Source organism: Actinomadura mexicana (genome assembly GCF_900188105.1).
Lineage (GTDB): Bacteria > Actinomycetota > Actinomycetes > Streptosporangiales > Streptosporangiaceae > Spirillospora > Spirillospora mexicana.
In genome coordinates this window covers 42171-67506 of the sequence record NZ_FZNP01000001.1, presented here as the reverse complement: position 1 = coordinate 67506, position 25336 = coordinate 42171, and the positions used below count along the sequence as shown (strand labels likewise).

Below are 25336 nucleotides of genomic sequence, written 5' to 3'. Positions count from 1 at the left end.
TGGACCGTACCGTGTCTACAGCCCAGGTCAGGAGGCCGCCAGGCTGCGCGGGAGTCCCTCGCGCCACGAGGCCCGACTCGGTCGCCAGCCCAACGCTCTCGCCGCGGCGTTGGAGACGGGCCGTCCGCTCACCTCGTCCCCGGGCGGCAACGGCGGAACCGGTGCCCCGAGGGCCTCGCAGAAGACGGGCGCCCAGTCACCAGGGGCGGCCGGCTCGTCGTCGACGATGTTGTAGACGCCCGACGGCCAGCCGAGTGCCGCCACCGCCGCGGCCGCGGCGTCGTCCACGTGCACGAACGACGTCCACGCGCCGCCGGGCGACCATTCGCCGCGCCGGGCGCTGCTGCTGTGGGCTCCGTCCGGGGCGTACCAGGTGCCGGGCCCGTAGAGCGCGCCATAGCGCAGGACCACCGAGTGTGGCAGCTTGGCCGCGCCCTGCTCTAGTGCTGCGACGCCGGGGTATGCCGACGCCCTGCTGTCGAGCTTGTCGGTCTCCACCGCGGGCGTGTGGCCGTGGCGGTAGAGCCACGCGATGCTCTGGGCGACGATGTGTTCGACTCCCGCGTCGGTCGCGGCCGAAACGAGGTTCGAGGTGCCCTCGATGCGCAGCCTGGCGTTGGCCGCGTAGTCGAGGTCCGCCAGGTCCGTCAGCTGGTGCATCACGACGTCCGGAGCGGCCTCGGCCAACCGCTCGCGCAAGGCGGCCGCGTCGTACACGTCCGCGATCATCGGCTCTGCGCCGAGGGCTGCCAGTGCCTTCGCCGCCTCAGGGCGACGGGTCAGGCCGACCACCCGGTGGCCGGCATCCAGCAGCTGGGGAACGAGCCGACGCCCGATGGCGCCGGTTGCTCCCGCGACGAACACCTTCATGTTCTCTCCTATGTCTGAACAGTCTGGAAAATGCGGTGCCCCCACCGAGGGGTCAACCGGTGCTCGCTTCGCCGCGCCCCACTCCGAGGAAGGCATCGGCGATGGCGCCCTCATCGGCGAGCCGCGTCCTGTCGAACTCATCGACGACCTGCCCGGCATGCAGCACGTAGGCGCGGTCGAGATGAGGCACGATCTGCTTGGCGCTCTCGCCGATGACCCACAGGATCGCGACCCCGTCGTTGTCGCGTGCCCGGACGATGCGTTCGACGAGGTCGGCGATGACCATGGGGGCCATGCCGCTGGTCGGCTCGTCCAGGATCAGCAGGCGCGGGCGCAGGGCCATCGCGCCGGCCACGGCGAGCATCTGGCGTTCTCCACCGGACAGCGTCCGAGCACGCGCCTGCCGCCGCTCGACCAGACGGGGGAACAGGTCGTACAGGTGGTCCCGGGTCTGGGCCCGCAGTGCCCGAGGAAGCGCCATCGTCGAGATCTTCAGGTTGTCCTCGATCGTCAGGTCGCCGAAGACGTTGGCCTCCTGGGGCACGCACGCCACGCCTTCGCGCGCGACATGGTTGGGAGCCGACCGGGTGACGTCGCGACCGTCGACGCGGATCGTTCCGCCCTGCAACGGAAGGAGGCGCGCGATCGTCCGCACCAGCGTCGACTTGCCGGCCGCGTTCGGGCCGACGACGGCAACGATCTCGCGAGCGCCGACACGCAGGTCCACACCGTGCAGTACCGGCATGCCTCCGTATCCGGCGCGGACGTCCACCAGCTCAAGCAGCGTCATGTGACTCACCCAGGTAGACGTCCCGCACGCGCTGGTCGCCCATGACCTCTCCAGGAGACCCCGAGGCGATGACCTTGCCGAGGGCGAGAACGTGCACGTCGTCGGCCACCCCGAAGACGAATGACAGGTTGTGGTCGATGAGCAGCATCGTCATGCCCTGGTCGTGAAGGTCGTGAAGGCGCGCTATCAGGGTGCCGACCTGGGAGGGGTCGACGCCCGCCGCGGGCTCGTCCAGCAGGAGGATCCTCGGTTCACGAACGAGCTGGCGTGCTATTTCCACGAGCTTCGCGTCTCCGATCGATATGTCCGCTACTCGGGAGTTCGCAAGGTGCTCTATCCCCAGGCGTTCCAGAGAATGGTCGACTTTGTCCCGCGCGGCGGCTTCCCCACGGTTCACGTGCCTGCCTGGCCGGAAGCACCAGGACAGCCGCTCCTGGTGCGTCCTTGCCGCGGCGACCATCAGGTTCTCTCTGACGGTCAGGCTCGGAAATCCGGTGGGGGTCTGAAAGCTCCTGCCGAGGCCGAGCCGGGCGATGCGCCAGGGGGGCAGACCATCGATCTTCCTGTCCTCGAGGAAGATGTGGCCGCGGTCGATCGACTCGAAGCCGGTCAGGGTGTTGAACAGCGTCGTCTTGCCTGCGCCGTTGGGTCCGATCAGGGCGGTGATTCGGCCTGCCCGCGCGGTGACGTCGACCTCGTTGAGAGCCCGTACTCCTCCGAACGTCTTGCAGACCCCTGTTGTTCTGAGCATGGTCACTTCGCGGCACTCCTTGACAGTGGTCCGGCGACGGGGGAACTGGATCCCGGTGACCCCCGTCGCGCCCGATCGAGGTCGGCCCGTTCCGTGATGAGGCCTTGCGGTCGGAACCGAAGGATCAGGATGAGAGCCACGCCGATGATCAGCGGCTGCAACGACGACAGCGTCGCGGCCTGTTCCGGGGACACCTGCAGGAACTGCGTGGCCGATGTCAGGACGGTGAGCAGGAAGGCGCCCACGAGAGGGCCGCGCAGGCTGCCGATCCCTCCGATGACGAGCGCGGTCCACGCCGTAAACGTGATCTCGGCGGTGAACAGGCCCGGCTGGAGGCTGCTGAGGTACCACACGTACACCGGTGCGGTGATCCCGATCAGGAAGCCGGCCAGCACGAACAGGCGCCGGCGCGCGGCGGCCACATCCTTGCCGAGGGCCAGCGCGGCCACCTCGTTGTCCCGGACGGCGCGCAGTGCGCGTCCCGCCGGGGACCGGCCGATGCGGCGCGTGACGGCGTACGTGCCCGCGACGGCTACCAGGGCGATCCCGAGAAGGACGTAGGGGTAGTTCGAGACGTCGACCAGACCCTCGAAAGGCCGAGAAATCTGCGTGAAGCCGAAGGCGCCGCGCGTGATACCTGTTTCGTTCGTGATGATCTGCCGCGTGACCTCCGCGAAGGCGAAGGTCGTGATGAGGAAGTACTCCCCTCGCAGGCGTAGCGCGGGCAGCCCGATGACGAAGGCCACGAAGCCGGTGAAGATCCCGGCACCGAGGATTCCGAGCCACATCGGCCAGCCGGGAGAGAAGGCGATGTCCGCCGAGTCGGAGGTGACGATGACGTAGAAATAGGCACCAACGGCTATCAGTCCGGCCAGTCCCAGGTCCCAGAGTCCTCCCCAGCCCGCTTCGAGATTCAAGATCATCGCGAAGGTCGCGTAGATACCGGCCAGGCAGAGGACGCCCGCGAAGAAGAGCAACCAGGCGGACATCACGCCACCTCACGTCGGGACGAGACGGCGAAAAGTCCCTGGGGGCGCACCAGCAGGGTGACGACGATGGCGAGGAACGCCACCGAGGACCGGTAGTCGCTGGAGATCACCAGAGCGCTGAGCTCCGTGACGAGCCCGAGCAGCAGACCCGCGGCGATCACGCCGTAGATGCTCCCCACGCCTCCGAGAACGGCCACCGCGAGGATCGCCAGGATGTGCGCCCAACCGATCTCGGAATGCACGGAGCCGACCACGCCGAGCAGCACACCCGCCAGGCCCGCCAGGGCGCTCGAGACGAACCAGATGCTGCTGACGACGACACGCTCGGAGACACCGCGGAGGCTGGCCAGGCTCGGGTTGCTGGCGACCGCCCGGATCGCCTGTCCCAGCCGGGTGTAGGTCAGGAACAGATGCAGGGCCACCACGCTGAAGGCCGCGACGCCGAGCACCACCAGTTCACCGGCGGCGATGGAGGCGGATCCGATCGAGAGCGACGCGCCGAAGTCCACCGAGTACAGCTGCACGCTCGGGTCGAAGACGATCCTCATCAGAGCGTACAAGGCGTAGGCGAGACCCACTGACGTGAACAGTGAGACGAGACCCGTCTGCTTGCGCACTGGAAGGAAGACGACCCACGCCAGCAGCAGGCCGACAAGACCGACGATCAGCAGCGCGAGGACACCTGACACCCAGATGTTGAGATTCCACGCTGTGGTAAACTCAAGTCCGAGGTAAGCGCCAAGGGCCAAGAACTGTCCGTGAGCGATGTTAAGAAAGCCTTGGGTCTGGCGGACCATGGCGAAGCCGACGGTACCCAGCGCCAGGATGGTGCCGGACAGGACGCCAAAAACGATCATCTGAAGGACCATGGCTCACTCGTCTCGCAGCGCGGGGTTCAGCTCGATGAATTGCCCCTGCTTCCAGCCTCCTGGGCTGGCGACCAGTTCCGAGAAGATGCTGACCACGCCTCCGTGGTCGTTGAAGTCGACGGGACCGGAGGCGCCCACGTAGTCGACGTCCTTCCCCGCCTTGAGAGCGGCGAGGCCTTCCATGAAGCCGTGTACGGCGACGCCCGGAGCGTTGGCCACCTGGGCGAGGTGGTTGCGGATCTCCTGTCCGGTCACCTCGCTCCCGGCCCGGTCCGCCGCGACGGCGGCGAGTGCCGTGATGATCAGCTGGTCGTAGTAGTTTGGCTCGTAGAGCGCGGGTGACGGCTCCTTGTCGACACGGGCCTTGTACTTCTTGGCGAACGTTTGGTAGGCCGGGCTGTCCGACTTGTAAGCCGGACTCACGCCGAACGCGTGCCCCTGCAGCTTGCCGCCGCCGATCTTCAGCGTCTTGTCCGTGATGAGTTCGGGAATCATGAACAGCGTGCCTTCATGACCACGCCGCTCCCACTCCCTCAGCAGCCGCGTGCCGGGCTCCAGCCCTGAGGAGACCAACACCGTGTCCGAGTCCGCGAAGGCGGTCTCGAGGTCCCCTGAGAACGAGTTCGCATCGCCGAGGAACCGGGTGTCGGAGATCACGTCCCCGCCCCCGCGCTCGAACGCCTTGATGAACACGTTGGAGATCGACTCGGTGGCCTCCAGACCCCGTTGGGTCAGCGCGGCGATCCGGTCGGTCTTCTTGAGGGCCACCTGCGCCAACGCCACTCCCAGATCGGAGTCGCCGCTGGTGAGCCGCCACACGTAGTCGCCGCCCTTGGTATCGAGTGTCGGAGTGCCGCAGGCGGGACACATGACGGGAACCCGGGATGCCGCCGACTCATCGAGCAGAGCGACCGCGCCGTCGCTCTCCATGCCCAGGACGGCGACCACCTTGTCGAGTTCGACGAGCTTCTTCCAGCCCGAGACGGAGCCCTCGACCGAGGAGCCGTTGTCGGCCACGACGAGGGAGACCTTGCGGCCCGCGATGCCGCCGGCTTCGTTGATCTCGTCGGCCGCGATCCGGGTCGCCTCCAGGCCCGCTTCGCCCCAGGGGCCGTAGTCACCGGTCAGGCCCGTCAGGACCCCGATCTTGATGGTGTTCCCATCCTGGCCGGACCCCGGAGGCTGCGCTCCGCACCCGGCGACGAGGGCTGCTCCCAGAGCCAGCGACAGTCCCAGCGTCCAGCGTCTTCTTCGCGCCTCCATGGGCACGCCTCCTCGAGGATTCGTGACTCATATTCACCACGTTCGTGAGGCAGTTGTATCAAATCCCCCATGGAAGCGGAAGAGTGCCGTCTAGAGTTCCTCGGCCTCGGCAAACAACCTGGACGGTCAGCTGCCCACCTCTTCCCAGAGGCGCTCGAACTGCTCCTCCGCACGCTGCTTCAGCAGGTGGTACGGCTCCAGGAACAGCTCGTGCGCGTCGTCGCGCCCGAGCCAGCCGGCCGGTAGCAGCTCGGTCGGCAGGTCGGGGTCGCGGAACGGGAAGTGGCGGTAGTCGTGGATCAGCCGCATGCGTTCGACGAAGGCATCCAAGGGTGGTTGCGTCCACGCAAGTGGTGTATGAGTTTGACCTGGTCAGAGGGCGTGGCGTCGTGACGTGAGACGGCCATCGCGTGATCCTTCGAATCGACCAAGATCAGAAGGAGAGGAACGCGATGGCCGTGGACAACGGTGTGGACCCTGCGGGCTGGCTGGCCGGGCAGATCGGGGCGTGTGAGCCCGATGTGTTGCGGTCGATGGTCAAGACGATGGCCGAGGCGCTCATGAGCGCGGAGGCCGACGCGGTCTCCGGCGCCGACTACCGGCAGCGCTCGGACGAGCGGGTCAACCGCCGCAACGGCTACCGGTCCCAGGTGTGTCAAGTTAACGGCTGATCGTGGTTGTTGAGGTGTTCAGTTGGCGGTCGGGGTGAGTCGGCCTTCGGACTCGATCTGGAAGGCGTTGAGAGGCGCCTTCCAGCGCATGGTCCATCGCTTGCGGCCCTTGCCGGTGGGGTCCAGGGACATCAGCGCCAGTAGATACACTTCATCGCTTGGCCTCGTTCGGGAAGTGCCCACGAGCGCGGGCGGCCTTGCGTATCCGTGCGTTCACGCTCTCGATCGCGTTCGTGCTGGAGACGACCTTGCGGATCTCCACGTCGAAGCGGAGGAAGGGCACGAACTCGGCCCAGGCGTCCGACCAGAGCTTGATGATCGCCGGATACTTCCCGCCCCATGCCTCCTGGAACTCCAGGAACCGTTCCTCGGCCACTTCCTGGTTCGAGGCCGTGTAGATCGGCTTGAGACTCGTTCGTCCCATGTCTCACAGGAGTCTGGCAGAGAGGGTCCGAGGTGGACCGGGCTCCGAGGGCGTCTTCTGCCGTGGCCCTCCCACCGCGGGTGAGGGGCGTGAAGGTGGTTGGCCGGAGGTTGCACAGTTCAAGTGCGGGAGGCGGAAGTGGCTCCAGGTGCCGCTCGGTCGCCTGAGATCCATCATGATCACGTACCGGCCCAGTGATAGAACCAGTGATAGAAAATCTTGGAGTCGCTCCAAGATTATTTAAACATGCCGCCTGGCCTGAGGAAATGAGAGAGCGGGCGACGGGAATCGAACCCGCGTAGCCAGTTTGGAAGACTGGGGCTCTACCATTGAGCTACGCCCGCGGGGTGAGGGGGCGGCCCTGGAGGGCCGTCGATCACCATCCGTAGGGTACAGGGTTTCGCGGGTGCTCGTGCTCTCGGCGTAATGGACGGGGCGGGCGGCCCTGATCGGCATTAGACTGCTCGCGTCGCCGCCGGTGGGCGGCGGACGGGCTGTGGCGCAGTTTGGTAGCGCACCGGCTTTGGGTGCCGGGGGCCGTGGGTTCAAATCCCGCCAGCCCGACTTGATCGAGCCCCGCTTCCTCCTGGGAAGCGGGGCTTTGTCATGCCATCGGGTGTCGACCCTCTGAGACGTTGCCAGGGGGAGGCAGGAAGGCATTGCAGTACCGGGAGATCGCGAAGGCGCCGGAGTCCGAGCCGGGGCCCGGGCAGGTTCTGCTCGTGGGGGTGCGGGATGTGCTCCATGTGCGCCCAGGGCGAGGAGAACTATTGCACGCGAGCGGGGGAGCTGCGGACCAAGCCGCCGGGGCTGGGGCTCCCGGCGCGATCGCCGAGTATCTGCTGGTGGACGGTCCGCGCCATCTGGTGCCGCTCGGGGGGCTCGATCCGGTCGCGAGCGTCCCCCTGACGGACGCGGGCTGACGCCGTACCACGCGATCAAGGGGGCGCTGCCCCGGTTGGTGCCGGGAAGCGCGGCCGTGGTGATCGGGACGGGCGGGCTCGGGCATGTGGCGGTGCAGCTGCTGCGGGCGCTGAGCGCGGCGATGGTGATCGCGCGGTGAAGCTGGAGCTGGCCCGGCGGGTCGGGGCGCAGGTCACGCTGGTCTCGGACGGGCGCGCGGCGGCCCGGGTGCGGGAGCTGACCGGGGGCGCGGGCGGTGTTCGTGGGCGTGGTGCAGGCCGTGGAGCTGGCGACGGCCGTTGCGGGACGGAGGCGGAGGCGGAGGTGGTGCTGGTGGGCATCGGCGCGGGGGGTGCGAAGGTCGGCTTCGGGATGATCGCCTGCGACGCGGCGGTGCGGGCGCCGTACTGGGGGAGCCGCTCGGAGCTGGGCGATGTGCTGGAGCTGGCGCGGACGGGCGCGGTCGAGGTCCATGTGGAGACGTGCGGGATCGGCGAGGCGCCGCGGGCGTACGAGCGGCTGCACGCGGGCGAGGTCGACGGGCGTGCGGTGATCCTGCCGAACGGGTGACCGAGGTGTCCCCTCCCTGCGACGGGGAGGGAGGGGACGCGGCGGGTCAGGCCGGAAGGTCGCGGACGGTGCGCGCCGCCACCGCGACCGCCCGCTCCAGGTTCTCGGGCCGGCGGCCGCCCGCGCTCGCGACCGGGCCCTTGCCGCCGGCGCCGCCGCCCACCTCGCGTGCCGCGCCGGTGAGCAGGTCGCGGGCCTGGACGCCGGCGCCCGCCGGACGCGGGCCGACCGCCGACACCAGCATCGCCTTGCCGTCCGCGGCCGTGCCGAGGACGACCACGTCCGCGCCGCGGGACAGGACCTTCGAGGCCAGCGCCCGCAGGTCCGCGCCGGTCACGTCGTCGACCACCCGCGCGACCAGCCGTCCGCCCGGAGTCGGTTCGGCGAGGGAGCCGAGGCGGTCGGCCTCCGCGTCCAGGCGCGCCAGGCGGAGCGACGCCAGTTGCCGCTGGGTCTCCGCGAGTGTTTCGAGGCGTTGCCGGAGGCGGTCCGGGGCCTGGTCGGGACGGACGTTCAGCACCGCGAGCTCCTCCAGCAGCGACGCGGCGCGGTCGTGGTGGCGGAGGGCGTCGGCGCCGGTGAGGGCCTCGATCCGGCGCAGGCCGGTGCCGATGGACGACTCGCCGACGATGTGGACGGGGCCCGCCTGCGAGCCGTGGCCGACGTGGGTGCCGCCGCAGAGTTCGCGGGAGGCGTCCCCGATGTCCACGATGCGGACGTCGGCGCCGTACCGCTCGCCGAACAGCGCGGTCGCGCCCGCGCGCTCCGCCTCCGTCCGGGTCGCCTCCCAGACGCGCACCTCGGGGTCGTCGAGGAGGTAGTCGTTGACGAGGGTCTGGACGAGGCCCGTGTCGACGGGGGAGAAGTGCGCGAAGTCGAAGCGCAGCCGTCCGGGCTCCACGCGGGAGCCCTGCTGCGCCGCGTGGTCGCCGAGGGTGCGGCGCAGCATCGCGTGCAGGACGTGGGTGGCGCTGTGCGAGCGGGCGGTGGCCGCGCGGCGGTCCGCGTCCACGATCGCCTCGGCCTCGTCGCCGGGACGGACCTCCCCGTCCACGATGCGGACGGTGTGGACGTGCAGGCCGTCCAGTCCGGGCCGGGTGTCGACGACGTCGAGGGTCGCGCCGGACGTGCGGATCGTGCCCGTGTCGCCGACCTGGCCGCCTGACTCCGCGTAGAACGGGCTGCGGGTCAGGGTCACCTCCAGTTCGTCGCCCTCGGTCGCGGCGGGCACCTGGCCGTCCGGGCCGAGGAGGGCCCCGATCCGTGTTTCGGCTGTTTCGCAGGAGTAGCCGACGAAGTCGGTGAGGCCGTGCGCCGCGGCGACGCGGCGGTAGAGGTCCTGCCGCGCGACCGCGCTGCCCTTGCGGCCCCGGCCGGCATGGTGCGCCTGTCGGCGCTGCTCTTCGAGGAGATCGGCGAACGCGTCCTCGTCGACGGTGAGGCCGGCCGACCGCGCCGCGTCGACGGTCAGGTCGATCGGGAAGCCGTAGGTGTCGTGCAGCTCGAACGCCGTCCGCCCGGAGATGGCGGTCGTGGCGCGGCCGATCGCCGCGTCGAGGATCTGGGAGCCGTGGCGCAGCGTCCGCTCGAACGCCTCTTCCTCGGCCGTGACGACCTGCTCGATGAGCTCGGAGCGCCGGGACAGCTCCGGCCAGGTCTCGCCGAGGGTTCCGACGACGCTGGAGGCCAGCGCGGGCAGGGCCGGGCCGTCGATGCCGAGCCTGCGCGCGTGCCGGATCGCGCGGCGCATCAGGCGGCGCAGGACGTAGCCGCGGCCGTCGCGGGCGGGCATGACGCCGTCCGCGATGAGGAACGCGACCGAGCGGGAGTGCTCAGCGACGACGCGGAAGGACGTGGAGTCCTCGCTGCCGTCGCGTCCCGGGTAGATGCGGCCCGCCATCTCCTGGACGAGGCGGAACGTCGGCGCGAGCAGGTCCGTCTCGCACACCGTGTCCACGCCCTGCAGCACCGCCGCGAGACGGTCGAGACCGAGCCCCGTGTCGATGTTCCGTGCGGGGAGTTCGCCGAGGATCGGGTATCCGTCCTTGCCGGAGCCCTCCCCACGGAGGTTCTGCATGAAGACCAGGTTCCACAGTTCCTGGTACCGCTCGCCGTCCACTGCGGGCCCGCCTTCACGTCCGAAGGACGGCCCCCTGTCGTAGTGCAGCTCGGAGGACGGTCCGCAGGGGCCGGGGATGCCCATCGACCAGTAGTTGTCCTCCATGCCGAGCCGCTGGATCCGCTCAGAGGGGACACCCACGCGCCGCCACAGCCGGACGGCCTCGTCGTCGTCCAGGTACACGGTGACCCAGAGGCGGCGCGGGTCGAGGTCGTAGTGGCGGGTGAGGAGCTCCCACGCCCAGGAGATCGCCTCCGCCTTGAAGTAGTCGCCGAAGGAGAAGTTGCCGAGCATCTCGAAGAACGTGGTGTGCCGCGTGGTGCGGCCCACGTTCTCTATGTCGGACGTACGCGCGCACTTCTGCACCGACACCGCGCGGGGGTGGTCGGGCGTGGTCTCGCCGAGGAAGTACGGCTTGAACTGGTTCATGCCCGCGTTCGCCAGCAGCAGCGTGGGATCGGACGGGATCAGCGGGCTGGACGGCACGACGCGGTGGTCGCGCTCCTGGAAGAAGCCCAGGAAGGTCGAACGGATGTCAGTCGAGCGCATGGGACGGCCTCACGAGGTCGATGGGATGAAGGCGCACGCCGCCGAGCCGGGCCGGGCACGTCTGCACGTTCCCCGGCTCGACGCGGCTAGCTCGCCGTCCCACCTCGTGAATGACCATCGCCGTCCACGTTACCGGCGCGCGTCGTCGGCCCGCACGTCGATTTGGCGGGCGTCGTAGTCGTCGCGGGCGGCGTCGATCTGGGCGAGGTGGTCCTCGGCCCAGGCGACGAGGGTGCCGGCCGCGTCCATCAGCGTCGCGCCCATCGGGGTGAGCGAGTACTCCACGCGGGGAGGCACCACGGGGTAGACGGTCCGGGTGACGATGCCGTCGCGCTCCAGGCCGCGCAGCGTGACGGTGAGCATCCGCTGGCTGATTCCGTCGATCTCGCGCCTCAGCTCGGTGAACCGCTTGGTGCGCTCGCCGAGCAGCGCGATGACCTGCAGCGACCACTTGTCGCCGACCCGGTCGAGGATCTCGCGGGCGCGGCAGCCCGCGACGGTGTGCTCCATCGGTTATCTCCAGGTGACCAGGGCAGAAAAAAGTGCCTTCTTGTGCCGGTTGGTGAGATGTCCTCACCATGGAAGCGGTTCCTGATGGGAACTGCCTTACCTTCCATAACCGTAGGAGACACCATGACGGCCCAGCTTGTCGAGATCCCCGGCTACGTCGCCGGGACCTGGACCATCGACCCCCTCCACTCCGGGGTCGGCTTCACCGTCCGGCACCTGATGGTCAGCCGGGTCCGCGGCCGCTTCGGGACGTTCGAGGGGACGGTCGTGACCGGCGCCGACCCGCTCGCGTCGTCGGTGACCGCGACGGTCGACCTGGCGTCGGTCGACACCGGCAACGCCCAGCGCGACGAGCACGTCAGGTCCGGCGACTTCCTGGACGTCGCGAAGTACCCGTCCATGAGCTACCGCTCCACCGGCGTGCGCCCGGACGGCGAGGACTTCGTGCTGGACGGCGAGCTGTCGCTGCGCGGCCTGACCAGGCAGGTCCCGCTCCGGCTGGAGATCGGCGGCTTCGGCCCCGACCCGTTCCGGCAGGACGACCCGTCCAGGGGCGCCCGCGCCGGGTTCACCGCGACGGGCGAGCTCAGCCGCCTGGAGTTCGGCGTGGGCGCGGCGACGACCGTGGCGGGCGGCGGGCTCGCGCTGAGCGACAAGATCCAGATCGTCCTGGAGATCCAGGCGGTCCTCCAGGACGGCTGACCCCCGCGTCGCCGGGCCGGACGGTGCGCGACGTCGCAGCGGAGGCGGCGCCGCACCGCGTCAGCCCCGGAGCAGGGCGGGGAGCGCGTCCAGCGTCGTGATGCGCGCGACGTCCAGGGCGCCGGGGGCGGGGTCGCCGGAGCGGTCGAGCCACACGCCGGTGAGGCCCGCGGCGGCGGCGCCCCGCGCGTCGGTGGTGAGCCGGTCCCCGACGTAGGCGGCCGCGTGCGGCTCGGCTCCGAGGGCCGCGCAGGCCGCGAGGAAGATCCCGGCGGCGGGCTTGGCGGCGCCCGCCTCGCTGGAGGCCACGACGACGGGGAGCCGGCCGGCGAACCCGAGCCGTTCGACCTTCAGGCGCTGCTGCGCGGCGTTCCCGTTGGTGATCACCCCGAGCCGCAGGCCGTGCGCCGCGAGGGCGTCGAGCGCCGGTGCCGCGTCCGGGAACGGGCGCCAGGCGTCCTCGTAGCGGGCCACGTACCCGGCGAGCCACGCGTCGGCGCGGGCGTCGTCCCAGTCGCCGAGGCCGAGGTCCCGGGCGAGCGTGACGATCCGGAGGCGGCGCTGCCCGGCGAAGGTCAGCTCGCCCGCCAGGTACCGGTCGACCGCCTCCTCGGTCAGGTCCGCCCAGCGTGCGGCGAGCCACGCCGGGTCGACGTCCGGGAACATCCCGAGGACGGCCCGGCGCGCGGCCTCCTCGTGGTCGAGGAGCGTTCCGTCCAGGTCGAACAGCACCGCCGTGATCATGAGAGGAACGCGGTGAGCGCGGCGGTCAGCTCGGCCGGGGCGTCCTCCTGCACCAGGTGCCCCGCCCCCTGGACCGTCTGGAGGCGTGAGCCGGGGACGAGCCCGGCCAGCTCGCGGCCCTTGGCCGGGGGGATCCAGGTGTCCTCGGCGCCCCAGCAGATCAGGACCGGGAGGGCCAGCTCGCCGTAGCGGCCCTGGACGTCGTCGGTGTGGCGCTGGTCGGCCTGCGCGATCTGCCGGTAGAACGCGGGCTGCCCGGGGTCACCCAGCCAGGGGGCGACGAGCGCGTCGAGAGTGGCCGGATGCAGCCCCCTGCAACTCGCGGACGTCACGTACTCGCGGACGAGCGCGCCGTGCAGCGCGGGCGGGAGCTGCTCGAACACCTCCGCGTTGGCTCCCACCAGACGGAAGAACGGCGACCCCCACGGCGCCAGTGCCACCGGGTCGATGAGGGCGAGGCGGCGGTAGGGGGCGCCGTGCAGGAGGTGTGCGCGCAGTGCCACGGCGCCGCCGAAGTCGTGCGCCACGACGGCCGGCCCGTCGAGGCCCCAATGCGCCAGCAGTTCGACGAAGACCCTGCCCTGCGCCGCCAGCGAGACGTCCTGGCCCTCACTCATTTCGGACGTCCCGTAGCCGGGCATGTCCCAGACGTACACGCGATGGGTCATTGCCAGAGCGCGTGCGACACCACGCCACACATACGACGAGAACGGAGTGCCATGCAGGAGGACGACTGGGGGTGCTCCCTCTTCGCCGAGTACCTCCCAGCGAACCTTTCCGGCATGGCTCCGGTACGTCCTGCCCAGCGTCCAGTCGTGCAAGAGGGCTCCTCGTGTCGTGCGTCCGCGCAGCCGAACCGGTGCGGTTCGGTGGGGCGCCCTGACCGTTCCCATGATGGACGCCCGCACGCCGTGGCAGAGAAGTCCGCCTGGTCCGGGTTCGCAAAGGGGCGGGCCCCTGACCGGCGTCCGGTTGGTCAGGGGCCCGAAGTCTCGGCCGTCTGAGGGGCTGGGAGTACCCCTTCTGCGAACAGCTCAGCCGAGACCGCTCTTGATCGCGGTGATCAGCTCACCGCCCGCCGTGTCGCCGCTGAGTTCCCAGAAGAAGGCGCCGCCGAGACCCTGGTCGCCGGCGAAGCCCATCTTCCCGCGGATGGTGGACGGGGTGTCGTAGCTCCACCACTCGCCGCCGCACTTGCCGTAGGCGGTTCCGGCGACCGTGCTCGTCGCGGGGCACCTGCCCTTGAGGACCTTGTAGTCCTCGATGCCGGCCTCGTAGGTGCCCGGCGCGGCGCCGGTCGCGGTGCCGCCCGGTTCGGACTGGGTGACGCCCGTCCAGCCGCGGCCGTAGAAGCCGATGCCGAGCAGCAGCTTGTCCGCCGGCACGCCCTTGGCCCTGAGCTTGGAGATGGTGTCGGCGGTGTTGAAGCCCTGCTGCGGGACGCCCGGGTAGGACGTGAGCGGCGAGTGCGGTGCCGTCGGTCCCTTGGCGTCCCAGGCGCCGAAGTAGTCGTAGGTCATCGGGTTGTACCAGTCGACGTAACGGGCGGCGCCTCCGTAGTCGGTGACGTCCATCTTGCCGCCGGCGCTCGCGTCCGCGGTGATCGCGGCGGTGACGAGGTTGCCGGACCCGAACCTGGCGCGCACCGCGGCCATCAGTTTCCCGAAGGCGTCCGGACCGCTGGTGTCGCAGGTCAGGCCGCAGGCGTTCGGGTACTCCCAGTCGATGTCGATGCCGTCGAACACGTCGGCCCAGCGCGGGTCCTCGACCAGGGCGTAGCAGGACTCGGCGAAGGCGGCCGGGTTCTGGGCGGCCTGGCCGAAGCCGCCGGACCAGGTCCAGCCGCCGAACGACCACAGCACCTTCAGGTTCGGGTGCAGCTTCTTCAGCTTGCGCAGCTGGTTGAAGTTGCCGCGCAGCGGCTGGTCCCAGTTGTCGGCGACGCCGTCGACGCTCTGGTCGGCGGTGTAGGCCTTGTCGTAGTCGGCGTAGGAGTCGCCGATGGCGCACCGGCCGCCCGTCACGTTGCCGAACGCGTAGTTGATGTGCGTCAGCTTGGCGGCCGAGCCGCTGGTCTCGACGTTCTTGACGTGGTAGTTGCGCTGGTAGACGCCCCAGTCGGTGAAGTAGCCGACGACCTTGCCGCCGCCTCCGGGGTTGCCGCCGCCCTCGTCGGTGGTGACCGACACCGGGGCCGACGCTGGGGAGGTGTTCCCTGCGGCGTCCCTGGCCCTGACGGTGAAGGCGTAGGCGGTCTTGGCCGACAGCCCGCCGACGGTGGTGCTGGTCCCGGTCACCGACGCGGCCCTGGTGGAGCCGTTGTAGACGTCGTAGCCGGTGACGCCGACGTTGTCGGTCGACGCGTTCCACGCCAGCGACACGCTGGTGGCGGTCCTGCCGGTGGAACGGAGGCCGGACGGGGCCGAGGGGGCCTCGGTGTCCTCCTCGGGGGGCGTGGAGCCGTCGCAGGCCGCGCCGTTGACCGTGCAGCCGGTGAACCAGCCGGAGCCGGTACCGCCGAACCCGAAGCTGGTGGTCGCGCCCGCGGCGATCGTGCCGTTCCAGCCGGCGTTGGCGAAGGTGTAGTGGTTTCCCGAGACGGTCTTGGTCGCGTTCCAGACGCTGCCGACGGACGTCCCGGACGGCAGGTCCGCCTCCAGCCTCCAACTGCTGATCGCCGAGCCGGTGCCGTTGGTGATGGTGCAGCCGCCGTCGAAGCCGGTGCCCCAGTCGGAGGTCTTCTTGCAGGTGGCGGTGACGGCCTGCGCCGACGACGCCGGGGGCGCCGTGAGCAGGGCGGTGACCGCCGCCAGTGTCGCTGCGCCGGCGAGCGCGATGGCTCGCCGTCCGCCCGGTCGTGACATGGTTCTCCGTTCGGTTCGGCCCCCGAAGCAAACAGGAATACCCGCCATCTCTTAGGAAAGTTTCCTAAGAATTGCGCCGATCGTAACCGCGCCGAACGGCGCCGACAAGGGCCTCGGAAAGGCCGCCGGACGCCGGTGCGAGTGGTCTAAGCGACTGCCTGGACTCATCCGGTCACCGGCCGCCGAGAAAATGTCAGGGCGCGCCGAACCATCCCGGCATGTCGAGCCGCCACAGGTCCGCGGGCGTCATCCGGCGGAGATCGTCCTCCAGGGCCCGCATGCGCTCGGCGCCGAGCGCCCGGACCCAGTCGTCCCGGATCCGCTCGAAGATGCGCTCGGACCGGACGAGGAAGTCCACGGCCCCCGGGGTCAGCCGGACGATCTTCCGGCGGGCGTCGCGCGGGTCGGCCCCGCGCTCCAGGTAGCCGGCCCGCTCCAGCGACTCCACCATCTTGCCCGCGGCCTGCTTGGACACCCCGAGCCGCCGGCCGAGCTCCACCGCCGTCGTGCCGTCCGGGCCGATGGCCTGGAAGACGAAGCCGTGCATCGGCCGCAGATCCGCATGCCCGTCCCGGGCCAGCTCGGCGTGCAGCTCGTCGATGATCGTGCGGAACGCCAGGAAGAGCCGCAGCGGCAGCTCGAATCCGGGCGCGTCCCGCGGCCCGCCGTCACTTGACATGAAAGACAACCTCGTTGACTATATGGACAACCACGTTGTCTAACTTAGGGGACAGGGAGCCATGACGCTCATCCGCAACGCCGAGAGCCGCCGGACCGAGACGCCGAACGGGGTGATGACCACCGCCGCCACGCCGACCCAGGGCGGCACCGAGGGGATCGCCGTCTGGCGCCAGGAGGTGCCGCCCGGCAGGACCGGGCCGCTGCACGCCTTCGACACCGAGCAGGTGTGGACGATCCTCGACGGCACCGCCACCGTCGACCTCGACGGCCGCAGGCTGGAGGCGGGCGCCGGCGACACCGTCGTCCTGCCCGCCGACGCGCCCCGCCGGTTCACGGCCGGGGACACCGGGTTCACCGCCGTCGTCGCCGCCCATGCGGGCTGCCTCGCCTACGACCCGGACGCCCTGGTGGACGAGACCCGGTGCGCGATCGCGCCCCAGGGGGACGAGCGGATCGTCCCGCCCTGGGCCAGGTGATCGGAGGGCCGGGGGATCAGGCGCCCAGGTAGGCCAGGACGGCGAGGACGCGGCGGTTGTCGTCCTCGGACTGCGGGAGCCCGAGCTTGCCGAAGATGCTGTTGGTGTGCTTGCTGATCGCCTTCTCGGTGACGAACAGCTTCGCGGCGACCGCGGCGTTCGACCGGCCCTCCGCCATCAGCCCGAGCACCTCCCGCTCGCGAGGGGTGAGCTGCTGCAGCGGCTCCTCGCGGGCGTGCCGGGTGAGCAGCTGGGCCACCACGTCCGGGTCGAGGGCGGTGCCGCCGCCGGCGACCCGGCGCACCGCCTCCACGAAGACCTTGACGTCCGAGATGCGGTCCTTCAGCAGGTAGCCGATGCCGCCCGTGCTGTCCGACAGCAGTTCCCGCGCGTACAGCTGCTCCACGTGCTGCGACAGCACGAGCACCGGCAGGCCGGGGATCTCCCTGCGCGCCTCAAGCGCCGCCCTGAGGCCCTCGTCGGTGAACGTCGGCGGGAGCCGGACGTCCACGACCGCCACGTCCGGGCGGTGGGTGGTCAGCGCCCGGAGCAGGGAGGGCCCGTTGTCGACCGCCTCGACGACCTCGAAGCCGAACGCGCCCAGCAGGCGGATCAGGCCGTCCCGGAGGAGGGCGAGGTCCTCGGCGATGACAACGCGCACGGCAGCTCCATGGTCACGACGGTCGGCCCGCCGACCGGGCTCGTCACCGCCATCGTCCCATCGAACGCCGACAGTCTGCGCTCGATACCGCGCATTCCGCTCCCGGCCGCCGGGTCTGCGCCGCCCGTCCCGTCGTCTCCGACGATCATGAGCAGCCGGTCCCCGGGGTGCTCGATCTGCACCCAGGCGCGCCGCGCGGCCGAGTGCTTGACCACGTTGGCGAGCATCTCCGCGACCGCGAAGTACGCCGCCGACTCCACCGGGGCGTCGCTGCGTCCCGGCAGGTCGATCTGGACGTCGACGGGCAGCGGCAGCGTGAGCGCGAGGGCGCGCACCGCGCCGTCCAGGCCCCGCTCGGCCAGCACCGGCGGGTGGATGCCCCGGACCAGGTCGCGCAGCTCCGTCAGCGCCGTCCCGCTCGCCGCGCGGGCCTCGGCCAGGAGTTTCTGCGCCGTCTCGGGGTCGTGCTTCATCATCTCCTCGGCGAGGCCGATGTTCATGCTCAGCGCGACCAGCCGGGCCTGCGCGCCGTCGTGCAGGTCGCGCTCGATGCGGCGCAGCTCGGCCGCCGACGCGTCCACCGCGTCCGACCGCGTCTCGGTGAGCCGCTCGACGCGCTCGGCCAGCGCCTCCCGCGTCGGCGCGAGCAGGGACTGGCAGAACCTGGCGTGCGCCTTCAAAAGCACCGGTCCCAGCGGGACGGACACCGCCGTCAGCGCCGCGCCCAGCACGACCGTGCCGACGAAGCCGGCGGCGCCCCAGTCCTCCAGCGGCCAGAAGGGGCCCCACCCGTAGTCGGTCAGCTGCGCCACCCACGGCGCCACGAGCACGCCCTCCAGCCCGTACAGCGTCATGCCGCCCGCGAGGACGCCGAGGACGAGCGCGACCGGCACGTTCACGAGCGTCCACAGCAGGTCGCGCCACGAGGCCGGATCGGTGAGGATCCACTTCAGCCGGCCGAACACGCCCGCCCCGGCCGGCTCCGCCCGGTACGGAACGGGGATCCGCACCCCCGACCACTCGGCCGCCCACGCGCGCTGCTGGTTGGCGACCGTCCGGATCGCCTGGAACATCATCGGCGCCAGGACGACCCCGAACCCCAGCGGGATGAACGCGATCGACAGCACGGTCACGATGAACAGCGGCAGGTTCACCGCGTAGGCGAGCACGATCTGGGCGACGGCCCGGACGAATGAGGCGAGGGCGCGCCGCCCGTACCCGCGCATTAGCTCGCTCACCGTTCCTCCAAAGGGGTTCGCCGTGTGACCTCCACCCATTGTCATCGTTCGCGCCTCGGGGCTCGGTGGTGCTAGACCCCCTCTTCGTGACCGAGGCGGTGGGGTTAGGCCTACCGTCATTCGAGCGTGACAAGACAACAGGCCCCGTTCCCTGGACAATGCACAGGCGACACTCAGGGGAGAAAGCGAATCCAAGCTGTGACAGCGACCACAAGCCAGACGTCCGACGGCCAGGGCCCCGGGCCCGCCCTGCGGCCCATCACCGAGCGCATCGCCGAGGAGATCGGCGTCCGCGAGGGGCAGGTGCGGGTCGCGGTGGACCTGCTCGACGGCGGGGCGACCGTCCCGTTCATCGCCCGCTACCGCAAGGAGGCGACCGGCGCGCTCGACGACGCCCAGCTCCGCGCGCTGGAGGAGCGGCTGCGCTACCTGCGCGAGCTGGACGAGCGCCGCGCCGCGATCCTGGAATCGGTCGAGTCGCAGGGCAGGCTCACCGACGGGCTGCGGGCGCAGATCATGGCGGCCGACTCCAAGGCGCGGCTGGAGGACATCTACCTCCCGTACAAGCCGAAGCGGCGCACGAAGGCGCAGATCGCCCGCGAGGCGGGGCTCGAACCGCTCGCCGAGATGCTGTTCGGCGACCCGTCCCGCGACCCGCGGGCCGAGGCCGCGGCCTTCGTGGACGAGGAGAAGGGCGTCGCCGACGAGGCCGCCGCGCTGGAGGGCGCCCGCGCCATCCTGGTCGAGCGCTTCGCCGAGGACGCCGACCTCATCGGCGCGCTGCGCGAGCGCATGTGGAACCGGGGGCGCATGCTCTCGCGCGTGCGGGACGGCAAGCAGGAGTCGGGCGCCAAGTTCTCCGACTACTTCGACTTCGCCGAGCCCTTCGCGAAGCTGCCCTCCCACCGCGTCCTCGCGCTGTTCCGCGGGGAGAAGGAGGAGGTCCTCGACCTCGACCTGGAGCCCGAGGAGGCGGGGGAGGACCCCGCCGCGCGCAGCTCCTACGAGGGGGAGATCGCCCGCCGGTTCCAGATCACCGACCGGGGGCGTCCCGCCGACAAGTGGCTGTCGGACGCCGTCCGGTGGGCCTGGCGCACCCGGATCCTCGTCCACCTCGGCATCGACCTGCGCACCCGGCTGCGCCAGGAGGCCGAGGACGAGGCGGTCCGCGTGTTCGCGGCCAACCTGCGCGACCTCCTGCTCGCGGCGCCCGCGGGCACCCGCACGACCATGGGCCTGGACCCGGGCCTGCGCACCGGCGTCAAGGTCGCGATCGTCGACGCGACCGGCAAGGTCGTCGCGACCGACACCATCTACCCGCACGAGCCCCGCCGCAGGTGGGACGAGTCGATCGAGACGCTCGCCCGGCTGGCCCGCGAGCACCGGGTCGACCTGGTGTCGATCGGCAACGGCACCGCCTCGCGCGAGACCGACAAGCTCGCCGCCGACCTGATCGCCCGGCATCCCGACCTCGGGCTGACCAAGGTCATGGTGTCGGAGGCGGGCGCGTCGGTGTACTCGGCGTCGGAGTATGCGAGCCGCGAGCTGCCCGGCATGGACGTCTCGCTGCGCGGCGCCGTCTCCATCGCCCGCCGCCTGCAGGACCCGCTCGCCGAGCTGGTCAAGATCGACCCCAAGTCGATCGGCGTCGGCCAGTACCAGCACGACGTTTCCGAGGTGAAGCTGTCGCGCTCCCTCGACGCCGTCGTCGAGGACTGCGTGAACGGCGTCGGCGTCGACGTCAACACCGCGTCCGCGCCGCTGCTCACCCGCGTGTCGGGCATCGGCGAGGGCCTCGCGGAGAACATCGTCGCGCACCGCGACGCCAACGGCCCCTTCCGCAGCCGCGCCGGGCTGAAGGGCGTCCCGCGGCTCGGCCCGAAGGCGTTCGAGCAGTGCGCCGGCTTCCTGCGCATCCCCGGCGGGGACGACCCGCTCGACGCCTCCAGCGTCCACCCCGAGTCCTACCCGGTCGTCCACCGGATCCTGGAGAGCGCGGGCACGGACATCAAGGCGCTCGTCGGCAACACCGCCGTGCTGCGCTCGCTCAGGCCGGCGGAGTTCGTCGACGACACCTTCGGGCTGCCGACCGTCACCGACATCCTCGCCGAACTGGAGAAGCCGGGCCGCGACCCGCGCCCGGCGTTCCGGACCGCCACGTTCAAGGAGGGCGTCGACAAGCTCGCCGACCTCGAACCCGGCATGCTCCTGGAAGGCGTCGTCACCAACGTCGCCGCGTTCGGCGCGTTCGTGGACGTCGGCGTCCACCAGGACGGGCTCGTGCACATCTCCGCGATGTCGGACAAGTTCGTCTCCGACCCGCGCGAGGTCGCCAAGCCCGGCGACATCGTCCGGGTGAAGGTCCTGGACGTCGACCTGCAGCGCAAGCGCATCTCGCTGACCCTGCGCCTGGACGACGAGCCGGGCCGCGACCAGCAGGGCGGCGGCAGGCGCGGCGACCAGCGGGAGCAGCGCGAGCAGCGCGAGGGGGGCGCACGTCCGGGGCGCGGCGGGCAGGACCGGCGCGGCGGCCAGAACCGGCCCGGCCAGAACCGGCGCGGCCAGGACCAGCCGGGCCAGGACCAGCCGGGCCAGGACAAGCGGAGCCAGGACCAGCGCGGCCGGAACCAGCGCGGCGGGCCGCGCCGCGGCGGCCAGGGAGGCGGCGACTCCTCCGGCGGCGGCGCCATGGCCGACGCGCTCCGGCGCGCCGGCCTGGACAAGGGCCTTCCCGGCAAGGACAAGGGCCGTTCCGGCGGCAAGGGCCGCTGAGGCCCGGCCACGCGGACAGAGCGGCGTCCCGGCTTCGCGCCGGGGCGCCGTTCAGCCGTCGCCGAAGCCGCGCCACCGCCCGTCCGAGTCCGTCTCGGTCGGGCGCTGCGGGCGGCCGGGAGGGCGCGGCTGCGGCGCCGCCGCCTCGGAGGGAGATGCCCCGGGCCGGTCGTAGGGTCCCTGGCCGAGCGGATCCCGCGCGTACGGGGAACGCTGCGGCGGCACCTGCGGAGCAGGCTGGTGCGCCTGGCCGAGCCTCGGACCGCCCAGTACCGGCCCGCCGACCGCCGTGCCGCCGAACGGGTCCAATGCGTCCGGTTCCTCCGCGGAGGAACCGTCGGGCCCGTCCGGAATCGGCCGGTGCCGGGGGAACTGCAGAACGGCTATCGCGCCCAGCGCCAGCGCGCCCAGCCGCACGGCCGAGTGCCCCGCGTCCTGCGGCCACGGCTCGGCGTAGAGGAAGGTGCCCATCGTCAGCAGATAGGTCTTGGCGCTCACCGTCATCACGGTGGCCACGATCGACGCCCGGCAGCGCTGGAACGCCATGACCATGATCCCGAACCCGATGGCCGCCGCCACCACCGTCAGGTACGGCCACGGCGTCGCGGCGATCCGCAGGCTCGTGGCGTGCGCGTCGTCGCTCCACCCCTTGATCGCCAGCTCGGCGGTGCCGACCGGGAACCCCGAGCTCAGCCCGTAGGCGATGCCGGTCACCGGGCGCGCGTGCCGGCCGTCGGGCCGGTGGTCGCCGAGGACCAGGATCAGCACCGGCACCAGCACCGCGGGGGCGACCACCGCGGCGATCCTCCACAGCGGCGCGTCCGCCGAGCCGATCGGCTCGTCTCCCCGCAGCGACGCGGTGAGCAGCAGGATCGCCGCGCCGATCAGCACCAGGCTGAGCCACTCGCGCGGGGTCAGCCGCTCGCCGAAGAAGACCAGCGCGATCAGCAGCAGCGGCACGATCCCGGACATGAAGATCGGTACCGCGGTGGACAGCGGCAGGTTGCGCAGCGCGAGGATCTGCAGGCCGAGCCCGCCGAGCACGATCCCGAGCGCGATCAGGAAGACCCAGTTGCTCACGATCGTCCACACCATGTGCGGGATGCGGTTGCCCCGTACAGCGGGCATCCGGTCCGCCGCCAGCTTGAACACGGCGAACCCGAGGTAGTAGAGACCGGTCGCACTGAAGGCCGCGGCTATCCCGTTCATCCCGGACGAGTATGGGGGTCCCGGTGCCCCATGTCACTGCCCGTGCGGCAGCGTTGACGCGGATTCGCCGGGGTTGTGGGCCTCCGATGTCCGCAGCCGGCGCCGTGACCCCATAGACTTGGCCGCGCGAAGGCGCGGAGCCGTATTTCGGCGTGCCCGCGCCGCCGAGAGACTGACCGGCCGAGCACCACGGCGCAGCCCGCTGCGTGGAGGCCGAGGACTCGCACGTAAAGAGGAAGAGAACGCGTCGAACGCCGCGGCCGAGACAGCGCCCGATCAAGGAGACCGACCCCAGTGAAGACCGATGTCGAGGAGCTGACCCCCACGCGGGTCAAGCTCACCGTCGAGGTTCCGTTCGACGAGCTCAAGCCGAACCTCGACAAGGCGTACAAGGAGATCTCGCAGCAGGTGCGGATCAAGGGCTTCCGGCCCGGCAAGGTTCCCGCCCCGCTGATCGACAAGTACGTCGGCCGGGGCGCGGTCCTCCAGGAGGCGGTCAACGACGCGCTTCCCGAGCTGTACGGCCGCGCCGTCGAGGAGTCCGAGATCTTCGTGCTCGGGCAGCCCGACGTCGAGGTGACCGAGCTGGAGGACGGCACCCAGTTCGCCTTCACCGCCGAGGTCGACATCCGGCCGAAGTTCGAGGTGCCCGACTACGACGGCCTGGAGGTCGTCGTCGAGGACGCCGAGGTCACCGACGAGCAGGTCGGCGAGACCATCGACAACCTCCGCGAGCGCTTCGCCTCCCTCACCGGCGCCGAGCGCGCGGCCGAGGACGGCGACTTCGCCACCATCGACCTCGTCGCGCGGATCGACGGCGAGGAGATCGAGGACGCCTCCACCACCGGTTACTCCTACGAGGTCGGCAGCAACTCCGCGATCGAGGGCCTGGACGAGGCCATCGTCGGCCTCGCCGCGGGCGAGGACAAGACCTTCACCGGCACCCTGGTCGGCGGCGAGCACGCCGGCGAGGAGGCCGAGATCACCGTCACCGTGCAGAGCGTCAAGGTGAAGAACCTGCCCGACCTGGACGACGAGTTCGCCCAGCTCGCGAGCGAGTTCGACACCATCGAGGAGCTGCGCGAGGACGTGCGCGTCCGGCTCGGCCGGCAGGTGAAGCTGCAGCAGCTGTCCGAGGCGCGCGACAAGGCCCTTGAGGCGCTCCTGGAGAAGGTCGACATCCCGCTTCCCGAGAAGGTCGTGGAAGAGGAGGTCGACCGCCGCAACCAGCAGCTGGAGCAGCAGCTCCAGATGGCGGGCATGACCAGGGACGACTACCTCAAGGAAGAGGAGAAGACCGCCGAGGAGTTCGACACCGAGGTCGCCGACGCGGCCCGGCTCGCGGTCAAGGGCGGCTTCGTGCTCGACCAGCTCGCCGTCCAGGAGGAGCTGAACGTCGAGAACGAGGAGCTCAGCGAGTACGTCGTCACGCAGGCGATGCAGATGGGCGTGCAGCCGCAGCAGCTCGCCGAGTACCTGACGCAGAACAACCAGCTCCCGGCGATCGTCTCGGAGGTGCTGCGCAGCAAGGCGCTGAACCTCGTGGTCGAGCACGTCACGGTCAAGGACGAGTCGGGCAACGAGATCGACGTCGACGCCGTGCAGCGCGAGCTGAACGGCGAGACCGTCCAGGCCGAGGACGCCGCCGCGGACGCCGCGGACGCGGACGCCGAGGACGGCGCGCAGGAGGGGACCCCCGAGGAGACGGCTGAGACCGCCGCTGAGGAGACCCCGGCGGCCGAGGCTGCCGACGAGCAGGACGCCAAGAACAAGGACGCCTAGAGCTTCTCTGGACGTCCGTGAGGCACCGGGCACGCCCCGCACCCGTACGACGGGTGCGGGGCGTGCGCGTGAGCGGGGTCTCCCGGCCTGGCGCGGCGGCGAAGATCGTTCGCAACGTGCGCGTCGCCGGGGCCGCGCCGGGTACGCCCCTGGCGAAAAGCCGGGCCCCCGGGCGTGAGTAGGCCCGTGAGCGCGTTAATGTCCAATCATCCGAACCGATTAAAAGGACCGGAGGAACACCCGGTGAGCATGCCTCCGACTTTCGACGAGTCGTCGCGTATCCAGGCGCGGGTCGCCGAGGCGCCCCTGTTGCCTCTGGGCGACCAGCTGTTCCAGCGGCTGCTGCGCGAGCGCATCGTCTTCCTCGGCCAGCAGGTCGACGACGACATCGCCAACCGCATCTGCGCCGAGCTCCTGCTGCTGTCGGCCGAGGACGGCCGCCGCGACATCACGCTCTACATCAACTCGCCAGGTGGCTCCGTCACCGCAGGCATGGCGATCTACGACATCATGCAGTACGTCCCGAACGACGTCGTCACGGTCGGCATGGGCCTGGCCGCGTCGATGGGCCAGTTCCTGCTGTGCGCGGGCGCCCGGGGCAAGCGGTACGCCCTGCCGCACGCGCGGATCATGATGCACCAGCCGTCCGGCGGCATCGGCGGCACCGCCTCCGACATCAAGATCCAGGCCGAGCAGATGCTGTACGTGAAGAAGACGCTCGCCGAGAAGATCGCCGAGCACACCGGCCAGGAGCTCGACCAGATCGAGCGCGACTCCGACCGGGACCGCTGGTTCACCGCCGACGAGGCCAAGGACTACGGGTTCGTCGACCACGTCGTGCTCAGCGCCACCCAGGTGCCCTCCGAGGGCCCCGTCTCCTGACGACCTCACAACGAATCGGAGGCACACAGTGAGCGACTTCATCCGAC

Annotated in this window: 22 protein-coding genes, 2 tRNA genes and 2 pseudogenes; 8 read left to right on the top strand and 18 right to left on the bottom strand. The window is 70.8% G+C overall.

What is annotated here, in order from left to right; all coding sequences use genetic code 11:
* Nucleotides 1–27: 27 nt before the first annotated feature.
* From CHC11_RS00315 to CHC11_RS00285, 7 genes are all read right to left on the bottom strand, one after another.
* Complete coding sequence (locus tag CHC11_RS00315; protein WP_089309517.1) at nt 28–870, bottom strand: NAD-dependent epimerase/dehydratase family protein; 843 nt, start codon at nt 868–870, stop codon at nt 28–30.
* A gap of 52 nt (nt 871–922) precedes the next feature.
* Nucleotides 923–1660, bottom strand: a complete 738-nt coding sequence (locus CHC11_RS00310) for an ABC transporter ATP-binding protein (RefSeq protein WP_089309516.1) — start codon at nt 1658–1660, stop codon at nt 923–925.
* Nucleotides 1647–2411 carry an ABC transporter ATP-binding protein gene (locus CHC11_RS00305; protein WP_245918707.1) on the bottom strand — a complete coding sequence of 255 codons (765 nt, stop codon included), beginning with the start codon at nt 2409–2411 and terminating at the stop codon, nt 1647–1649. Before CHC11_RS00305 ends, CHC11_RS00310 begins: the two co-directional genes overlap by 14 nt.
* 2 nt (nt 2412–2413) lie before the next feature.
* Nucleotides 2414–3400: a branched-chain amino acid ABC transporter permease gene (locus CHC11_RS00300; protein WP_089309514.1), complete on the bottom strand. Its 987-nt coding sequence runs from the start codon at nt 3398–3400 to the stop codon at nt 2414–2416.
* Entirely contained in the window at nt 3400–4269 is an 870-nt protein-coding gene (locus tag CHC11_RS00295) for a branched-chain amino acid ABC transporter permease (RefSeq protein ID WP_089309513.1), read from the bottom strand. Before CHC11_RS00295 ends, CHC11_RS00300 begins: the two co-directional genes overlap by 1 nt.
* A gap of 3 nt (nt 4270–4272) precedes the next feature.
* Nucleotides 4273–5532, bottom strand: coding sequence for an ABC transporter substrate-binding protein (locus tag CHC11_RS00290; protein ID WP_089309512.1), 1260 nt, complete (start codon nt 5530–5532; stop codon nt 4273–4275).
* 126 nt (nt 5533–5658) lie between these two features.
* Complete coding sequence (locus tag CHC11_RS00285; protein ID WP_425427260.1) at nt 5659–5862, bottom strand: PaaX family transcriptional regulator C-terminal domain-containing protein; 204 nt, start codon at nt 5860–5862, stop codon at nt 5659–5661.
* 122 nt (nt 5863–5984) lie between these two features.
* On the opposite strand from CHC11_RS00285, the pseudogene CHC11_RS42300 reads away from it, so the two are divergent.
* A pseudogene (locus CHC11_RS42300) lies at nt 5985–6176 on the top strand (transposase); the annotation flags it as partial.
* 45 nt (nt 6177–6221) lie between these two features.
* Here CHC11_RS42300 and CHC11_RS00275 read toward each other — a convergent pair.
* Together CHC11_RS00275 and CHC11_RS00270 are read right to left on the bottom strand one after the other, a co-directional pair.
* Nucleotides 6222–6615, bottom strand: a pseudogene (locus CHC11_RS00275) (transposase); the annotation flags it as partial.
* Between the two features lie 285 nt (nt 6616–6900).
* Nucleotides 6901–6971: transfer RNA gene (locus tag CHC11_RS00270), tRNA-Gly, on the bottom strand.
* A 146-nt stretch (nt 6972–7117) separates the two neighbouring features.
* Here CHC11_RS00270 and CHC11_RS00265 point away from each other — a divergent pair.
* Both CHC11_RS00265 and CHC11_RS41915 read left to right on the top strand, forming a co-directional pair.
* Nucleotides 7118–7191, top strand: a tRNA-Pro gene (locus CHC11_RS00265).
* Between the two features lie 495 nt (nt 7192–7686).
* Nucleotides 7687–8100 carry an MDR/zinc-dependent alcohol dehydrogenase-like family protein gene (locus CHC11_RS41915; RefSeq protein WP_218825880.1) on the top strand — a complete coding sequence of 138 codons (414 nt, stop codon included), beginning with the start codon at nt 7687–7689 and terminating at the stop codon, nt 8098–8100.
* 46 nt (nt 8101–8146) lie between these two features.
* Here the strand turns inward: CHC11_RS41915 and alaS are convergent, their stop codons facing one another.
* Both alaS and CHC11_RS00250 read right to left on the bottom strand, forming a co-directional pair.
* The gene (alaS, locus tag CHC11_RS00255; RefSeq protein ID WP_089309510.1) at nt 8147–10768 is read right to left on the bottom strand and encodes an alanine--tRNA ligase; all 2622 of its coding nucleotides are present in this window, start codon (nt 10766–10768) and stop codon (nt 8147–8149) included.
* Between the two features lie 129 nt (nt 10769–10897).
* On the bottom strand, nt 10898–11278 hold the full coding sequence (locus CHC11_RS00250; RefSeq protein ID WP_089309509.1) for a winged helix-turn-helix transcriptional regulator: 381 nt from the start codon (nt 11276–11278) through the stop codon (nt 10898–10900).
* 123 nt (nt 11279–11401) lie between these two features.
* Between CHC11_RS00250 and CHC11_RS00245 the strand changes: the two genes are divergently transcribed.
* Nucleotides 11402–11980 (top strand): YceI family protein, encoded by a 579-nt coding sequence (locus CHC11_RS00245; RefSeq protein ID WP_089309508.1) that lies wholly within the window; start codon nt 11402–11404, stop codon nt 11978–11980.
* Nucleotides 11981–12040: 60 nt separating this feature from the next.
* Here the strand turns inward: CHC11_RS00245 and CHC11_RS00240 are convergent, their stop codons facing one another.
* The 4 genes from CHC11_RS00240 to CHC11_RS00225 all read right to left on the bottom strand — a co-directional run bounded on the left by CHC11_RS00240 (nt 12041) and on the right by CHC11_RS00225 (nt 16267).
* The gene (locus tag CHC11_RS00240; RefSeq protein WP_089309507.1) at nt 12041–12724 is read right to left on the bottom strand and encodes an HAD family hydrolase; all 684 of its coding nucleotides are present in this window, start codon (nt 12722–12724) and stop codon (nt 12041–12043) included.
* Nucleotides 12721–13545 carry an alpha/beta fold hydrolase gene (locus CHC11_RS00235; RefSeq protein ID WP_089309506.1) on the bottom strand — a complete coding sequence of 275 codons (825 nt, stop codon included), beginning with the start codon at nt 13543–13545 and terminating at the stop codon, nt 12721–12723. Before CHC11_RS00235 ends, CHC11_RS00240 begins: the two co-directional genes overlap by 4 nt.
* Before the next feature lie 213 nt (nt 13546–13758).
* Nucleotides 13759–15588 (bottom strand): glycosyl hydrolase family 18 protein, encoded by a 1830-nt coding sequence (locus CHC11_RS00230; protein WP_089309505.1) that lies wholly within the window; start codon nt 15586–15588, stop codon nt 13759–13761.
* Between the two features lie 193 nt (nt 15589–15781).
* Nucleotides 15782–16267 (bottom strand): MarR family winged helix-turn-helix transcriptional regulator, encoded by a 486-nt coding sequence (locus tag CHC11_RS00225; RefSeq protein ID WP_089309504.1) that lies wholly within the window; start codon nt 16265–16267, stop codon nt 15782–15784.
* A 61-nt stretch (nt 16268–16328) separates the two neighbouring features.
* Between CHC11_RS00225 and CHC11_RS00220 the strand changes: the two genes are divergently transcribed.
* On the top strand, nt 16329–16745 hold the full coding sequence (locus CHC11_RS00220; protein ID WP_089309503.1) for a cupin domain-containing protein: 417 nt from the start codon (nt 16329–16331) through the stop codon (nt 16743–16745).
* A gap of 16 nt (nt 16746–16761) precedes the next feature.
* Here CHC11_RS00220 and CHC11_RS00215 read toward each other — a convergent pair whose 3' ends face one another.
* Together CHC11_RS00215 and CHC11_RS00210 are read right to left on the bottom strand one after the other, a co-directional pair.
* A complete protein-coding gene (locus CHC11_RS00215) occupies nt 16762–17406 on the bottom strand; it encodes a response regulator (RefSeq protein ID WP_089309502.1) in 645 nt (214 codons plus the stop codon).
* Nucleotides 17358–18644, bottom strand: coding sequence for a sensor histidine kinase (locus CHC11_RS00210; protein ID WP_245918630.1), 1287 nt, complete (start codon nt 18642–18644; stop codon nt 17358–17360). The genes CHC11_RS00215 and CHC11_RS00210 overlap by 49 nt, the downstream gene beginning before the upstream one ends.
* A gap of 198 nt (nt 18645–18842) precedes the next feature.
* On the opposite strand from CHC11_RS00210, the gene CHC11_RS00205 reads away from it, so the two are divergent.
* Nucleotides 18843–21416, top strand: a complete 2574-nt coding sequence (locus CHC11_RS00205; protein WP_089309500.1) for a Tex family protein — start codon at nt 18843–18845, stop codon at nt 21414–21416.
* Between the two features lie 51 nt (nt 21417–21467).
* Here CHC11_RS00205 and CHC11_RS00200 read toward each other — a convergent pair whose 3' ends face one another.
* Entirely contained in the window at nt 21468–22625 is a 1158-nt protein-coding gene (locus CHC11_RS00200) for a DMT family transporter (protein ID WP_089309499.1), read from the bottom strand.
* Nucleotides 22626–22919: 294 nt separating this feature from the next.
* Here CHC11_RS00200 and tig point away from each other — a divergent pair, with 294 nt between their 5' ends.
* Entirely contained in the window at nt 22920–24407 is a 1488-nt protein-coding gene (gene tig, locus CHC11_RS00195; RefSeq protein ID WP_089309498.1) for a trigger factor, read from the top strand.
* 249 nt (nt 24408–24656) lie between these two features.
* Nucleotides 24657–25289 (top strand): ClpP family protease, encoded by a 633-nt coding sequence (locus CHC11_RS00190; RefSeq protein WP_089309497.1) that lies wholly within the window; start codon nt 24657–24659, stop codon nt 25287–25289.
* Nucleotides 25290–25336: the final 47 nt, after the last annotated feature.

Excerpts from the sequence above, each read along its gene's own strand:
- CHC11_RS00315 (WP_089309517.1), bottom strand. The coding sequence starts at position 870 with ATGAAGGTGTTCGTCGCGGGAGCAACCGGCGCCATCGGGCGTCGGCTC.
- CHC11_RS00310 (WP_089309516.1), bottom strand. The coding sequence starts at position 1,660 with ATGACGCTGCTTGAGCTGGTGGACGTCCGCGCCGGATACGGAGGCATG.
- CHC11_RS00305 (WP_245918707.1), bottom strand. The coding sequence starts at position 2,411 with ATGCTCAGAACAACAGGGGTCTGCAAGACGTTCGGAGGAGTACGGGCT.
- CHC11_RS00300 (WP_089309514.1), bottom strand. The coding sequence starts at position 3,400 with ATGTCCGCCTGGTTGCTCTTCTTCGCGGGCGTCCTCTGCCTGGCCGGT.
- CHC11_RS00295 (WP_089309513.1), bottom strand. The coding sequence starts at position 4,269 with ATGGTCCTTCAGATGATCGTTTTTGGCGTCCTGTCCGGCACCATCCTG.
- CHC11_RS00290 (WP_089309512.1), bottom strand. The coding sequence starts at position 5,532 with ATGGAGGCGCGAAGAAGACGCTGGACGCTGGGACTGTCGCTGGCTCTG.
- alaS (WP_089309510.1), bottom strand. The coding sequence starts at position 10,768 with ATGCGCTCGACTGACATCCGTTCGACCTTCCTGGGCTTCTTCCAGGAG.
- CHC11_RS00250 (WP_089309509.1), bottom strand. The coding sequence starts at position 11,278 with ATGGAGCACACCGTCGCGGGCTGCCGCGCCCGCGAGATCCTCGACCGG.
- CHC11_RS00245 (WP_089309508.1), top strand. The coding sequence starts at position 11,402 with ATGACGGCCCAGCTTGTCGAGATCCCCGGCTACGTCGCCGGGACCTGG.
- CHC11_RS00240 (WP_089309507.1), bottom strand. The coding sequence starts at position 12,724 with ATGATCACGGCGGTGCTGTTCGACCTGGACGGAACGCTCCTCGACCAC.
- CHC11_RS00230 (WP_089309505.1), bottom strand. The coding sequence starts at position 15,588 with ATGTCACGACCGGGCGGACGGCGAGCCATCGCGCTCGCCGGCGCAGCG.
- CHC11_RS00225 (WP_089309504.1), bottom strand. The coding sequence starts at position 16,267 with ATGTCAAGTGACGGCGGGCCGCGGGACGCGCCCGGATTCGAGCTGCCG.
- CHC11_RS00220 (WP_089309503.1), top strand. The coding sequence starts at position 16,329 with ATGACGCTCATCCGCAACGCCGAGAGCCGCCGGACCGAGACGCCGAAC.
- CHC11_RS00200 (WP_089309499.1), bottom strand. The coding sequence starts at position 22,625 with ATGAACGGGATAGCCGCGGCCTTCAGTGCGACCGGTCTCTACTACCTC.
- CHC11_RS00190 (WP_089309497.1), top strand. The coding sequence starts at position 24,657 with ATGCCTCCGACTTTCGACGAGTCGTCGCGTATCCAGGCGCGGGTCGCC.